This is a genomic window from Kutzneria buriramensis (assembly GCF_003387475.1).
GTDB lineage: Bacteria > Actinomycetota > Actinomycetes > Mycobacteriales > Pseudonocardiaceae > Kutzneria > Kutzneria buriramensis.
Window position 1 is genome coordinate 54713 of record NZ_QUNO01000025.1, and the last position, 13044, is coordinate 67756.

At 71.5% G+C, this 13044-nt stretch carries 14 protein-coding genes; 10 read left to right on the top strand and 4 right to left on the bottom strand.

Going from position 1 to position 13044, the window contains the following annotated elements:
* Positions 1-66 precede the first annotated feature (66 nt).
* The 3 genes from serC to BCF44_RS48085 form a co-directional block, all read right to left on the bottom strand.
* Positions 67-1200: a phosphoserine transaminase gene (gene serC, locus BCF44_RS48075; protein ID WP_116181274.1), complete on the bottom strand. Its 1134-nt coding sequence runs from the start codon at positions 1198-1200 to the stop codon at positions 67-69.
* Between the two features lie 123 nt (positions 1201-1323).
* The gene (locus tag BCF44_RS48080) at positions 1324-1866 is read right to left on the bottom strand and encodes a tetratricopeptide repeat protein (RefSeq protein WP_116181275.1); all 543 of its coding nucleotides are present in this window, start codon (positions 1864-1866) and stop codon (positions 1324-1326) included.
* Positions 1867-2057: 191 nt separating this feature from the next.
* Entirely contained in the window at positions 2058-3230 is a 1173-nt protein-coding gene (locus BCF44_RS48085) for a citrate synthase 2 (RefSeq protein WP_379801631.1), read from the bottom strand.
* Between the two features lie 31 nt (positions 3231-3261).
* Between BCF44_RS48085 and BCF44_RS48090 the strand changes: the two genes are divergently transcribed.
* The 8 genes from BCF44_RS48090 to BCF44_RS48125 all read left to right on the top strand — a co-directional run bounded on the left by BCF44_RS48090 (position 3262) and on the right by BCF44_RS48125 (position 9793).
* Positions 3262-3564 carry an urease subunit gamma gene (locus tag BCF44_RS48090; RefSeq protein ID WP_116181277.1) on the top strand — a complete coding sequence of 101 codons (303 nt, stop codon included), beginning with the start codon at positions 3262-3264 and terminating at the stop codon, positions 3562-3564.
* A 7-nt stretch (positions 3565-3571) separates the two neighbouring features.
* The gene (locus BCF44_RS48095) at positions 3572-3877 is read left to right on the top strand and encodes an urease subunit beta (RefSeq protein ID WP_116181278.1); all 306 of its coding nucleotides are present in this window, start codon (positions 3572-3574) and stop codon (positions 3875-3877) included.
* Positions 3874-5577, top strand: a complete 1704-nt coding sequence (locus BCF44_RS48100; RefSeq protein WP_116181279.1) for an urease subunit alpha — start codon at positions 3874-3876, stop codon at positions 5575-5577. Before BCF44_RS48095 ends, BCF44_RS48100 begins: the two co-directional genes overlap by 4 nt.
* A complete protein-coding gene (locus BCF44_RS48105) occupies positions 5577-6200 on the top strand; it encodes an urease accessory protein UreF (protein ID WP_116181280.1) in 624 nt (207 codons plus the stop codon). Before BCF44_RS48100 ends, BCF44_RS48105 begins: the two co-directional genes overlap by 1 nt.
* On the top strand, positions 6190-6870 hold the full coding sequence (gene ureG, locus BCF44_RS48110) for an urease accessory protein UreG (protein WP_116181281.1): 681 nt from the start codon (positions 6190-6192) through the stop codon (positions 6868-6870). The genes BCF44_RS48105 and ureG overlap by 11 nt, the downstream gene beginning before the upstream one ends.
* Positions 6870-7682 (top strand): urease accessory protein UreD, encoded by an 813-nt coding sequence (locus BCF44_RS48115; RefSeq protein WP_116181282.1) that lies wholly within the window; start codon positions 6870-6872, stop codon positions 7680-7682. The genes ureG and BCF44_RS48115 overlap by 1 nt, the downstream gene beginning before the upstream one ends.
* Positions 7683-7797: 115 nt before the next feature.
* Complete coding sequence (gene pdxH, locus BCF44_RS48120; RefSeq protein ID WP_116181343.1) at positions 7798-8463, top strand: pyridoxamine 5'-phosphate oxidase; 666 nt, start codon at positions 7798-7800, stop codon at positions 8461-8463.
* A 46-nt stretch (positions 8464-8509) separates the two neighbouring features.
* Positions 8510-9793 carry an MFS transporter gene (locus BCF44_RS48125; RefSeq protein ID WP_116181283.1) on the top strand — a complete coding sequence of 428 codons (1284 nt, stop codon included), beginning with the start codon at positions 8510-8512 and terminating at the stop codon, positions 9791-9793.
* A 66-nt stretch (positions 9794-9859) separates the two neighbouring features.
* Here the strand turns inward: BCF44_RS48125 and BCF44_RS48130 are convergent, their stop codons facing one another.
* Positions 9860-10753, bottom strand: coding sequence for an arginase family protein (locus BCF44_RS48130; protein WP_246016246.1), 894 nt, complete (start codon positions 10751-10753; stop codon positions 9860-9862).
* A gap of 111 nt (positions 10754-10864) precedes the next feature.
* Between BCF44_RS48130 and BCF44_RS48135 the strand changes: the two genes are divergently transcribed.
* Positions 10865-11770, top strand: coding sequence for an aldose 1-epimerase family protein (locus BCF44_RS48135; RefSeq protein WP_116181285.1), 906 nt, complete (start codon positions 10865-10867; stop codon positions 11768-11770).
* A gap of 38 nt (positions 11771-11808) precedes the next feature.
* Positions 11809-13023: an amidohydrolase gene (locus tag BCF44_RS48140; protein WP_116181286.1), complete on the top strand. Its 1215-nt coding sequence runs from the start codon at positions 11809-11811 to the stop codon at positions 13021-13023.
* The last annotated feature ends 21 nt before the right edge of the window (positions 13024-13044 follow it).

Sequence of the window (13044 nt, forward strand, 5' to 3'; positions counted from 1 at the left end):
TAAGACGCATGATGAGCCGGAAAGGTTCACCGTTACGGACCGTGTTTCTCAGTCCGCTGCCAGGAATCACAGTTGACCGACGACCCACTCCACACACTTGGTCAGCGCCGTCACGTCCTCCGGGTCGATGGCCGGGAACATGGCCACCCGCAGCTGATTCTTGCCCAGCTTGCGGTACGGCTCAACATCCACCACACCATTGGCCCGCAGCACCTTGGCCACTGCCGCGGCGTCGACCTCGTCCGAGAAGTTGATCGTGCCGACGACCTGGGAGCGGTTGGCCGGGTTCGCCACGTACGGCGTGGTGTACTCGGTGGCCTCGGCCCAGGAGTACAGGCGCGAGGACGAGTCGGCGGTGCGGGCGGTGGTCCAGTCCAGGCCGCCGTTGGCCAGCATCCACTCGATCTGGTCGGCCAGCAGGAACAGCGTGGCCACCGACGGCGTGTTGTAGGTCTGGTCCTTGGTGGAGTTGTCCAGCGCGGTGGGCAGCGACAGGAACTCCGGCACCCAGCGGTCCGACGCGCCGATCACCGCGACCCGCTCCAGCGCCGCCGGGCTCATCAGGGCCAGCCACAGGCCGCCGTCCGAGGCGAACGACTTCTGCGGCGCGAAGTAGTAGACGTCGAAGTCCTCGGCCTTGACCGGCAGGCCGCCGGCGCCCGAGGTGGCGTCGATCGCGACCAGCGCGCCGTCCGAACCCGCGGGGCGGCTGACCGGCACCGCGACACCCGTCGAGGTCTCGTTGTGGGCCCAGCCGACCAGGTCGGCGCCCGCCTGGTAGGCGATCTCCGGGGCGTCGCCCGGCTCCGCCTTCACCACGATCGGGTCGGCCAGGAACGGCGCGCCCTTGGTGACGGTGGCGAACTTCGAGGAGAACTCGCCGTAGGTGAAGTGCTGCGACCGCTCGCGGACCAGGCCGAACGCCGCGGCGTCCCAGAAGGCGGTGGTGCCGCCGTTGCCGAGCACCACCTCGTAGCCCTCGGGCAGGGAGAACAGCTCGCGCAGGCCCGCACGGACCCGGCCGACCAGGGACTTCACCGGCTTCTGCCGGTGCGATGTGCCCATGTACGTCGCGCCCGACTCGGCCAGCTTGGCCAGCTGCTCCGGCCGGACCTTGGACGGGCCGCAGCCGAAGCGGCCGTCGGACGGGCGCAGCTCGGTGGGCAGGATGAGGGTGGCGGGATCTGCGGTCTGCGTCATGCCGGCGCCTCCGGGACGTGTCAGCAAGTGCAAGGAATGCCGGCGCCGTTGCCGGAAGGGCTCAGTGTTGCAAATCGGTGTCCGACACGTGACGCCCGGGTGTTCCGCGCCACACTGCGCGTCTCACGGATCGGTCAGATCGGCCAGCAGCACGGCCTGCGCGCTCAGCGTGATGTCGTCCCAGCCGTCCGGCGGCAGCTCCAGCAGGCGCCGCACCCGCTGCCGGTTGGTCAGCAGCTGCATCAGCGTGGCGTCGTCCACCGCGTCGGCGGTGTCGAAGCCGCGGTAGAACCGGCTCAGGCCCTCGCTGAACCAGGTCAGCGCCCCGTCCAGGTCGCCCGCCTCCTCCAGCACCTCGCCGCCGCTGACGTACGCGAACGGGTCGTCCGGGTGCGACCGCCGTAATTCCGCCAGCGCGCGCAGCGCCTCGTCCGGGCGGCCGGTGTCGAACAGGAATCCCGCGTAGTAGCTGCGGGCGTCGCCGACCACGTGCCCGCCGTCCGCGATCGCCTCGGCGAACAGCTCCCCGGCGCGGTCCGACCGGCCCGCCGCCGCCCAGCTCTCCGCCGCCTCCACCAGATACTGCGCCCGCTCAGCCGGGACCAGCGCCGCCAGCCGCTCGGCCTCGACCGCCTCCGCAGCCCTCGCGGCCCTCCCGTCCCGCATTTGTGGAGGCTAGCCGGTGAGAGCGCGCTCAAACGCCACCTCAGAGAGTGGTTCCGACCCCGTGACTCTTCGCCCCGTTCACCCGATCGGCTCAACTCCTTTGCCACATGCGCTTCGCACTTGCCTTCAGAAGCCACATGCGAAGCGCATGTGGCAGAAAAAGGGTCGCTGGGGAGGGTGATGGCGACGGGTCAGTTGTGGGCGATGGTGTCCCAGCCCTCGACCTCGTCCGGCTTGCGGGCGGCGGGGCCGATGTACTGGGCGGAGGGGCGGACCAGGCGGCCGGTGCGCTTCTGCTCCAGGATGTGCGCGCACCAGCCGGCGGTGCGGGCGCAGGTGAACATGGCCGGCATCATGTGCGGCGGGACCTCGGCGAAGTCGAGGATCACGGCCGCCCAGAACTCGACGTTGGTCTCGATGGCACGGTCGGGTCGGCGCTCCCGGAGCTCGGCCAGCGCCGCCTGCTCCAGGGCGTTGGCGACCTCGTAGCGGGCGGCGCCGAGCTCTTGGCAGGTGCGGCGGAGCACCCGGGCCCGGGGGTCCTCGGCGCGGTAGACGCGGTGGCCGAAGCCCATCAGCCGCTCGCCCCGGTCGAGGATGCCGGCGACGACGGCGCGGGCATCGCCGACCCGTTCGACCTCTTCGATCATCGGCAGCACCCGGGCGGGCGCGCCGCCGTGCAGCGGCCCGGACATGGCGCCGATGGCCCCGGACATTGAGGCGGCGACGTCGGCGCCGGTGGAGGCGATGACCCGCGCGGTGAAGGTGGAGGCGTTCATGCCGTGCTCGGCGGCGGAGACGAAGTAGGCGTCGATGGCCTTGACGTGCGCCGGGTCGGGCTCGCCGCGCCACCGGGTCATGAACCGCTCGGTGATCGTCCGGCTCTCGTCGATACGCCGCTGCGACACCGCGGCCCGGCCGATGCCGCGGGCGGACTGGGCCACATAGGACAGGGCCATCACGGACGCCCGGGCCAGCTGCTCGCGGGCCTGCTCGTCGGTGATGTCCAACAGCGGCTGGTAGCCCCAGATCGGCGCGAGCATGGCCAGGGCGGCCTGCACGTCGACCCGCACGTCCCCGGTGTGCACGGGGATCGGGAACGGCTCGGCGGGCGGCAGCCCGGGCCCGAACCGGCCGTCCACGAGCAGCGCCCACACGTTGCCGAACGTCACACGTCCGGCTAGATCCTCGATGTCCACGCCGCGATACCGCAGCGCGCCGCCGTCGCGGTCGGGCTCGGCGATCTCGGTGCGGAACGCGACGACGCCCTCGAGCCCTGGCCGGAATCCGTCCTCCATGGCGCAACCCTGCACCCCGAACGGCTGATCGGCAATCGCAGGTAAACATCGTGTTGCCGTCGCCACAGGGCGGTCACCGCGTGTTAGATCTCTTGCCATGCACCTGACGCCGCACGAACGGGACAAGCTGCTGGTGCACGTCGCCGCGGACGTGGCGCGCCGCCGGCTGGACCGTGGGGTGCTGCTGAACTACCCGGAGGCGGTCGCGCTGATCACCGACCACGTGCTGGAGGGCGCGCGGGACGGCGAGTCGGTGGCCGACCTGATGGCCAGCGGCCGGCAGGTGCTGCGCCGCGACCAGGTGCAGCCGGGCATTCCGGAGATGCTGGACTCCGTGCAGGTGGAGGCCACCTTCCCGGACGGCACGAAGCTGGTCACCGTGCACGACCCGATCGCGTGAGGGGCCGATGATTCCAGGCGAGATCGTTCCCGGCGACGAGCCGGTGGAGCTGAACCCGGGCCGCGAGCGCACGGTGCTGACGGTGGTGAACGCGGCGGACCGGCCGGTGCAGGTCGGCTCGCACTACCACTTCGCGGCGGCCAACCCGGGGCTGGAGTTCGACCGGAAAGCCGCCTGGGGCAAGCGATTGGACGTGCCGGCGGGCACGTCCGTCCGATTCGAGCCGGGCGTGGAGCGCGAGGTGACGCTGGTGCCGATCGCCGGCCACCGCGTGGTGCCGGGCCTGCGCAGGGAATGGTCGGGGGCACTGTGACGAGCATCGACCGGCGCCGGTACGCGGAGCTGTTCGGCCCGACCACCGGCGACCGGATCCGGCTGGCCGACACGAACCTGCTGGTCGAGGTCACCGAGGACCGCAGCCGGGGCGCGGGTTCCGGCGACGAGGTGGTGTTCGGCGGCGGCAAGGTGATCCGCGAGTCGATGGGCCAGGGCATGGCGACCCGGGCCGACGGCGCGCCGGACGTGGTGATCACCGGCGCCGTGATCCTCGACCACTGGGGCGTGGTCAAGGCCGACGTGGGCATTCGCGACGGCCGGATCGTCGGCATCGGCAAGGCCGGCAATCCGGACACCATGGACGGCGTGGACCCGGCGCTGGTGATCGGCCCGTCCACGGAGATCGTGGCCGGCAACGGGAAGATCCTCACCGCCGGCGGCATCGACTGCCACGTGCACTTCATCTGCCCGCAGCTGGTGGACCAGGCGCTGGCGGCCGGCCTGACCACGCTGATCGGCGGCGGCACCGGGCCGGCGGAGGGCACGAAGGCGACCACAGTGACACCGGGATCCTGGAACCTGGCGCGGATGCTGGCGTCGATGGACTACCAGCCGGTGAACGTCCTGTTGCTGGGCAAGGGAAACACCGTCAGCGAGGAGGGGCTCTGGGAGCAGCTTCGCGGCGGCGCGGGCGGGTTCAAGCTGCACGAGGACTGGGGCACCACGCCGGCGGTGATCGACGCGGCGCTGCGGGTGGCGGACGCTTCGGGCGTTCAGGTGGCGATCCACACCGACACGTTGAACGAGGCCGGCTTCGTCGAGTCCACAGTGGACGCCATCGGCGGCCGGTCGATCAACGCCTACCACACCGAGGGCGCCGGCGGCGGGCACGCGCCGGACATCATCAAGGTGGTCGGCGAGCCGAACGTGCTGCCCTCGTCGACGAACCCGACGCGGCCGCACACCGTGAACACCCTCGACGAGCACCTGGACATGCTGGTGGTCTGCCACCACCTGAACCCGTCGGTGCCGGAGGACCTGGCGTTCGCGGAGAGCCGGATCCGACCGACCACCATCGCCGCCGAGGACCTGCTGCACGACATCGGCGCCATCTCGATGATCAGCTCCGACTCGCAGGCGATGGGCCGGATCGGCGAGGTGATCATCCGCACCTGGCAGACGGCGCACGTGATGAAGGAGCGCCGGGGTGTGTTGGGCGACAACGAGAGGGCGCAGCGGTACGTCGCCAAGTACACGATCAACCCGGCCATCGCGCACGGCATCGACCACGAGGTCGGGTCGGTGGAGGTCGGCAAGCTCGCGGATCTCGTGCTGTGGGAGCCGAAGTTCTTCGGCGTGCGGCCGCACATGGTGCTGAAGGGCGGCTTCGCGGCGTGGGCGGCGATGGGCGACGCGAACGCGTCCATCCCGACGCCGCAGCCGGTGCTGGCGCGGCCGATGTTCGGCGCGGCGCCACGGGTTGCGGCGGCGAGCAGCGTGCATTTCGTCTCGCAGGCGGCGATCGACGACGGCCTGGCGGAGAAGTTGGGGCTCTCAAGGCCCCTGCTGTCGGTCGCCGACACTCGTCGGCGCGGCAAGGCGGACATGGTTCTGAACGACACGCTGCCGCGGGTGACCGTCGACCCGGACAGCTTCGCCGTGCACGTGGACGGCGAGCTCGTCGAGCCGCATCCGGTGACGGAACTGCCCATGTCCCAACGCTATTTCCTGTTCTGATGACGTCCGTGCGGCTCGTGCTGGCCGATTCCCGGTTCCCGGGCGGCGGCCACGCGCATTCTGGCGGCGTCGAGGAGGCGGCGGCGCGCGGGTTGATCACCGACGAGACCAGCCTGAAGTCCTTTCTTTACGGCCGGTTGCGCACCAACGGCCTGGTGTCGGCGGCCTTCGCCGCCGCGGCCGTCGGCGGCGACTGGTTCACCTTGGACGTCGAGCTGGACGCTCGAACGCCGTCGCCGGCGCAGCGAGCGGCGTCGAGGGCCCAGGGCAGGAGCACCCTGAGGGCCGGCCGAGTGGCCTGGCCGTCGCCGCGACTCGACGCGCTTTCCCAGCCACACCATGCCATCGCCATCGGCGCGTTGGTCGATGTCGCCGGCGGCACACCCGAGGAGGCGGCCGAATGTGCCGCCTACCTGTCGGTGAGCGGGCCGGCCAGCGCCGCGGTGCGGCTGCTCGGGCTGGATCCCTTCCGTGTCAACGCGATCGTGGCACAACTGGATATCGCCGCCGTCACGGAGGAGGCCCTGAGCGGCCTGCCGATGCTCGGCGCGCCCGCGCTGGACCTGTTCGCCGACTCCCACGCCCGGATCCACCAGCAGGAGGTGCGTCTCTTTGTCAGCTGACCACGAGCACCCGGTCTCGTTCGACCCCACGGTCATCGCGCACGACCATCACGAGCAGCCGGCCGCCGCCGGCCGCGCGGTGCGCATCGGCATCGGCGGGCCGGTCGGCAGCGGCAAGACCGCGCTGGTCGCCGCGCTGTGCCGGGCGCTCGGCGACGAGATCGAGCTGGCCGTGGTGACCAACGACATCTACACCACCGAGGACGCCGACTTCCTGCGGCGGGCCGGCGTGCTGGACCCGGCGCGGATCGAGGCGGTGCAGACCGGCTGCTGCCCGCACACCGCGATCCGCGACGACATCAGCGCCAACCTCGACGCCGTCGAGGCGCTGGAAACACGGTTTCCGGGACTCGAACTCGTGATCATCGAGAGCGGCGGCGACAACCTCACTGCCACCTTCAGCCGCGGGCTGGTGGACCGGCAGGTGTTCGTGGTGGACGTGGCCGGCGGCGACAAGGTCCCCCGAAAGGGTGGTCCTGGCGTCACCACCGCGGACCTGTTGGTGATCAACAAGATCGACCTGGCCGAGCTGGTCGGCGCCGACCTGGACGTGATGACGTCCGACGCGCACCGGATGCGCAACCACCGGCTGCCGGTGATCGCCCAGTCCCTGACCCGCACGCCGGACGCCCCCGAGGTGGCCGACTGGGTGCGCAAGCAGTTGGCCTGATGCGAGCCCGCTCGCGGCTGGTCGTCGAGCTCCGCGACGGCCGCAGCGTCCTCACGGAACTGCGGTCGGCCGCGCCGTGGACGCTGCTGCCACAGCGCGGGCGGGTGCGGTCCGTAACCGGTACCGCAGTCGTTCACCTGGTCAGTTCCGCCACCGCGCCGCTCGGCGGCGACGATCTCGGGCTGGAAGTGTGTGTCGGCGCCGGGGCGCGGCTGCGTCTTTCCGGCATTGCCGCCACGCTCGCGCTGCCGGGTCATCGCGGCGAGCGAAGTCGCGCTTCCATTCGTTTCGACATCGATGTCAACGGGACGGTCGAATTCCTTCCCGAGCCGACAGTCGTCACGTCGCGGGCGTCACACAGTTCGGTGTTCTCTGCGCAACTCGCCGACACGGCTCGGTTGCGCTACCGCGAGGTGCTGGTGCTCGGCCGTGTCGGCGAGCCGCCGGGAAGTCTGGACAGCACCGTCGAGGTCCTGCGGGGCGACGTCCCGCTGCTGCGGCAGCGCGTCGACATCGGCGATCCGGCGCTGACCGCGAGCGCCGCCTACCTTGCCGGACACCGCGTGCTGGCCTCTGAGCTGCTGGTCTGGGGCACGGACCCGGCGGCGGCGCACAGTGGCGACTGGTGGTCGCTCGCTCCGCTTGCGCGGGGCGGATCGTTGGCCACCGCGCTCGCCCGCGACGCCGTCGCCGCGCAGCGCCGGCTGGCCGAAGCGATAGCAGGTCACCCGGGGTTTTCCACAGTGGACGCGGCTTCTGAATTGATCACTGTTTCGATCCCGAACCGCAGCGTGGCCAATTCCCGTTCGTGATCACTTCGCCGGGTGTTCGCCGTCACCTCGCGAGCGGTTCCGGTTTGCCGGCAAACCCCGTACCTTCCGACGAACACGGTTGGTACCACGAGTGCTCTTCCGCGCGGAGGCCGCTATGCCGGAAACCCAGTCCGAGACCAACATCGCGCTTCCCGCGATGCGCGTGTCCTACGAACAGGGCTCGCTCGCCGAGATCGACCTAGCCGGGAGCTGGCACGAGCAGTTGGGCCTGTGGCTGGACGAGGCGACCCGCGCCGGCCTGGCCGAGCCCAACGCCATGGTGCTGGCCACCGCCGACCCACAGGGCCGACCGTCCTCGCGGACGGTGCTGGCCAAGGGTCTGGACGCGCGCGGGCTGGTGTTCTTCACCAACTACACGTCCAACAAGAGCCACGACCTGAAGGCCACCCGGTACGCGTCGGCCACCTTCCCGTGGCTGGCGATGCAGCGGCAGGCGACGGTCCGCGGCACCGTGGAGAAGGTCGACGCCGCCGAGACCGCCGAGTACTGGCGCACCCGGCCGCGCGGCTCGCAGCTGGGGTCCTGGGCCTCGCCGCAGTCCCGCGTGGTGCGCGACCGGTCCGTGCTGGACAGTGCGCTGGCCAACATCAACCGGCAGTTCGCCGACGCCGAGCGAGTACCGGTGCCGCCGCACTGGGGCGGCTGGCGGATCCGGCCGGAGATGGTCGAGTTCTGGCAGGGCCGGCAGGACCGCATGCACGACCGGCTGCGCTACCACCTGGTCGGCGACAACTGGCAGGTCGAGCGGCTGGCGCCGTAACAGATCACACCCGCACGGGTCGTTAGTTATCCTAAACTAACGACCCGTGACCGCTGCTGACACCGCTTCCGCGCGCCCGAAACGGGGGCTTCTCGCCAAGCTCGTGCTCGACACGAGGCCGTTGAAGGTGGTCGCGTACCGCCGGCTCTGGCTGTCCACTGTGATCACCGCCATCGGCAGTCAGCTGACCGCGGTCGCCGTGCCCAAGCAGGTCTACGACCTCACCGGCTCGTCCGCGTACGTCGGCGTGGCCGGGGCCGTCGCGCTCGTGCCGCTGCTCGTGTTCGGGCTGTGGGGCGGTGCCGTCGCCGACGTGATGGACCGCCGCAAGCTGTTGCTGATCACCAACACCGGCATCGCCGTGGTGTCGGTGCTGCTGTGGCTGCAAGCGCTTTCCGGCATGGGATCGGTCACCGTCGTGCTGGTGCTGCTCGGCCTACAGCAGGCGTTCTTCGCCGTCAACATGCCCGCGCGCAGCGCGTCCATCGCCCGGCTGGTGCCCATCGAGCTGCTGCCGTCGGCCAACGCCCTCGGCTCCACCGTGCAGTCCTTCGGCGCGGTGCTCGGGCCGATGCTGGCCGGCGCGCTGATTCCCGTGCTGGGCCTGCCGATGCTGTACCTGATCGACGCCATAGGCCTCACCGCCACGCTGTGGGCCGTGTGGCGGCTGCCCGCGTTGCCGCCGCTGGACGGCGTGCGGCGGACCGCCGGGCTCCGGTCGGTGATCGACGGCTTCCGGTACATGTCGAGGCAGAGCGTGCTGCTGGCGTCGTTCGTCGCGGACATCATCGCCATGGTGTTCGGCATGCCGAGGGCGCTGTTCCCGGAGATGGCCGAGCGGACCTTCCACGACCCCGCCGGCGGCGGGCCCGCGCTCGGCTGGCTGTTCGCCGCCATTCCGTTGGGGGCGCTGCTGTTCGGGCTGATGTCCGGCTGGCTGTCCCGGATCACCCGGCACGGCGTCGCCGTCTGGGCCGCCGTCGCGGCGTGGGGCGTGGCGATCGTCGGGTTAGGACTGTCGTCGACGTTGTGGGAAGCCGTGGTGTTCCTGGCGCTGGCCGGCGCCGCCGACATGGTGAGCATGGTGTTCCGCGGGGCGATCCTCCAGTCCGCCGCCACGGATGAGATGCGGGGACGGATGCAGGGCGTCTTCACGGTCGTCGTCGCCGGCGGGCCTCGGCTGGCCGACGTGCTGCACGGCACCGTCGGCGCCGCCGTGGGGACGACGGTGGCGGTGTCCGGCGGCGGGATGGCGGTGCTGGTGGCGATCGTCATCGCCGCGGTCGCGCTGCCCGCGATGTGGCGCTACCGCGCCCCCGTCGCCGCTTAACGCCACATGCGCTTCCTACTTGTCACCTGAGCGCAAGTAGGAAGCGCATGTGACAAAAAGTGAGGGTTAGGAGACGCGGGGGGCGAGGCCTCGCGCGAGGGTGTCGACGAGGGCCTTGGCGTAGGAGCCGTCCGGGTCGAGGTCCGGGTCGAAGACCGTCACCTCCACGCCGAGGCATCCCGGCGCGACCGTCAAGCCCGCCAACAACTCCGCCAGCTCGGCGTGTTCCAGGCCATCGGGATCCGGGGAGTCGACGCACGGCATCACCGCCGGGTCGAGCACGTCCACGTCGAGGTGCACCCAGAAGCCGTCCAGCTCGTCGAGCCGCCGCCGGGCCCACTCCGCCGACTCGGCCGCCCCGGCCTTGCGGATCTCCAGCGCGGTCCGGTGCCCGATCCCGCACGAGGCCAGCTCCGCCCGGCCCTCGTCGTCCTCACGGATGCCGAGCACCACCACGTCGGCGTCCTCGAACAGCCGGGCGGCGACGCCGGCCTGGCCACGGCCGGTCGCCAGCGCCAGGTCCTCGCCGGCGGCGGCGCCGATGTCGGTGGAGTTGCCGGGGTGGCGGAAGTCGCTGTGGCCGTCGACGAAGGCGAGCCCGTACCGACGGCCCTCGGCCATGGCCCGCTCCCGCAGCGCGAGGCCGGTGCCGAGCAGCACGGAGCAGTCGCCGCCGAGAACCAGCGGAAACGTGTGGCCGCCGAGCATGCCGGCGACACGGTCGGCGATCCGGCGCGAGTAGGACGCGATCTGCGCGGCATGGAAGACGCCGTCGCCGGGCTGCCAGTCACCGAGGTCGTAGCGTGGCGCGACCAGCGCACCGGCGTCCGCGGCGGCCAGGCGGCCGAGCAGGCCGGCCTCGCGCAGCGCCGCGGGGGCCTTGGCGCAGCCGGGCACCACCCCGGGCGCGGGCGGGCGCAGGCCCAGGTTGGTCGGTGCGTCCACGATGCTGATCGCCACACGCACAACCCTAGATACGCCGGTCGGGTGAAGCCGGGCCGTGTTGAACTCGGCCCCGAAGGGTGAGCCGATCGTTACGACTTCCCGCGTCGGACCTCTAAGCTCGCACGGGTGAGCGGTCCCACAGGCGCGCAGTTCGAGATCACCTACGGCCACGCCCGCGCGGTCATCACCGAGATCGGCGCGAGCCTGCGGGCTTACACCGTCGACGGTGTCGACTACGTCGAGAGCTACCCGGACGACACCCATCCGCCGATGGGCTCGGGCGCGGTCCTCGTGCCCTGGCCGAACCGGGTGCGCGGCGGCGCCTGGCCGTTCGAGGGCGGCACCCAGCACCTGGAGCAGACGGAGCCGGAGCGCGGCAACGCCATCCACGGCCTCGTCCGCAAGCTGCCGTGGCAGGTGATCAACCACACCGGCTCGCTGATCTCGCTGGGCATCGACGTGCCGGCGCAGCAGGGCTGGCCGGTGCCGCTGCGGGTGACCATCAGCTACGCGCTGGACGCCGACGGCCTGACCGTCACCCACGGCGTGGCCAACGTCGGTGACCGCCCGGTGCCCTTCGGCGTCGGCATGCACCCGTACCCGCGGGCCGGCCTGTCCGCGACCGACGACTGCACCCTGCACCTGGCCGCGAGCACCCACCTGCCGCTGAGCCCGGTGACCATGACCCCGGACGGTCCGCCGGTCCCGATGGCCGGCGCCGACCTGGACTTCACCCGGCCCAAGGCGCTGCGCGGGGTCGAGCTGGACGACGCGTTCGGCGGCTGCGAGCCCGGCGCGGACGGCCTGGTCCGGCACCGGCTGACCGGCCCGGACGGCGGCGTCGAGCTGTGGGCGGACCCGGACTTCCGGTGGGTGCAGGTCTACACCCCGGGCGACTTCCTCGGCCGCGGCCGGGCGGTGGCGATCGAGCCGATGACCTGCCCGCCGGACGCGCTGAACTCGGGCGTCGACCTGATCACGATCGCGCCCGGCGAGGCGTGGTCGGCCCGCTGGGGACTGCTGCCGCGATAACCCCCGCCCGCCGCCGCAGACCGTTAGCATTGCGAACCATGAACGTGGCGATCACAGGCGGATACGTGGTGCCGGTCGACGGCGACCCCATCGACGGCGGGACAGTCCTGATCATCGACGGGCGGATCGCCGCCGTCGGCACGGACGCCGAGGTGGACGTGCCCGACGACGTCGAGATCGTGGACGCGGCCGGCTCCTGGGTGCTGCCCGGCTTCGTCGAGGCCCACGGGCACCTCGGCGTGGCCGAGGAGTCCGAGGGCTGGGCCGGCGAGGACACCAACGAGATGACCGACCCGGTCGGCGCCCGGTTCCGGGCGCTGGACGGCATCAACCCGGCCGACCTGGCGTTCGCGGACGCCCTGTCCGGCGGCGTCACCACGGCGGTGATCAAGCCCGGCTCCGGCAACCCGATCGGGGGCCAGACCGTCGCGGTGAAGTGCTGGGGCCGCACCGTCGACGAGATGGTGCTGCGCGAGCCGGTCAGCGTGAAGAGCGCGCTGGGCGAGAACCCCAAGCGGGTCTACGGCGACAAGAAGGTCACCCCGAGCACCCGGCTCGGCGTGGCGGCGGTGATCCGCGAGGCGTTGACCAAGGCCCAGGACTACAAGGCCAAGCGGGACGCGGCCGCGGCCGAGAACAAGCCGTTCGACCGGGACGCCAACAACGAGATCCTGGTGCGGGTGCTCGACCGCGAGCTGCCGTGGTGCCAGCACACGCACCGCGCCGACGACGTCGCGACGGCCATCCGGCTGTCCGAGGAGTTCGGCTACCGGCTGGTGATCAACCACGGCACCGAGGCCCACCTGATCGCGGACCTGGTGGCGGAGAAGAACATCCCGGTGATCATCGGCCCGCTGTTCACCAGCCGGTCCAAGGTCGAGCTGCGCAACCGATCGCTGCGCAACCCGGGCATCCTGGCCAAGGCCGGCGTCGAGCTGGCGATCATGACCGACCACCCGGTGGTGCCCATCCACTTCCTGGTGCACCAGGCGACGCTGGCCGTCAAGGAGGGCCTGGACAGCGACACCGCGCTGCGCGCGATCACCGCCAACCCGGCCCGCATCCTCGGCCTGGACGACCGCGTCGGGTCGCTCAAGCCCGGCCTGGACGGGGACGTGGTGATCTGGAGCGGCGACCCGCTGGACGTGATGAGCCGCGCGCTGCGGGTGTTCATCGACGGCCGCGAGGTCTACCACTTCGACGAGGAGCGCGGCGAGGGCGTCACCGAGAACCCGTACTACAGCGCTCGTTAGCCGCGCGTTCCGCGCGGGGCG

Bases quoted from the DNA above. Each gene is read 5' to 3' on its own strand.
- BCF44_RS48115 (WP_116181282.1), top strand. From the start codon at position 6,870: ATGCGAGCCCGCTCGCGGCTGGTCGTCGAGCTCCGCGACGGCCGCAGC.
- serC (WP_116181274.1), bottom strand. From the start codon at position 1,200: ATGACGCAGACCGCAGATCCCGCCACCCTCATCCTGCCCACCGAGCTG.
- BCF44_RS48095 (WP_116181278.1), top strand. From the start codon at position 3,572: ATGATTCCAGGCGAGATCGTTCCCGGCGACGAGCCGGTGGAGCTGAAC.
- pdxH (WP_116181343.1), top strand. From the start codon at position 7,798: ATGCCGGAAACCCAGTCCGAGACCAACATCGCGCTTCCCGCGATGCGC.
- BCF44_RS48080 (WP_116181275.1), bottom strand. From the start codon at position 1,866: ATGCGGGACGGGAGGGCCGCGAGGGCTGCGGAGGCGGTCGAGGCCGAG.
- BCF44_RS48140 (WP_116181286.1), top strand. From the start codon at position 11,809: ATGAACGTGGCGATCACAGGCGGATACGTGGTGCCGGTCGACGGCGAC.
- BCF44_RS48105 (WP_116181280.1), top strand. From the start codon at position 5,577: ATGACGTCCGTGCGGCTCGTGCTGGCCGATTCCCGGTTCCCGGGCGGC.
- BCF44_RS48090 (WP_116181277.1), top strand. From the start codon at position 3,262: ATGCACCTGACGCCGCACGAACGGGACAAGCTGCTGGTGCACGTCGCC.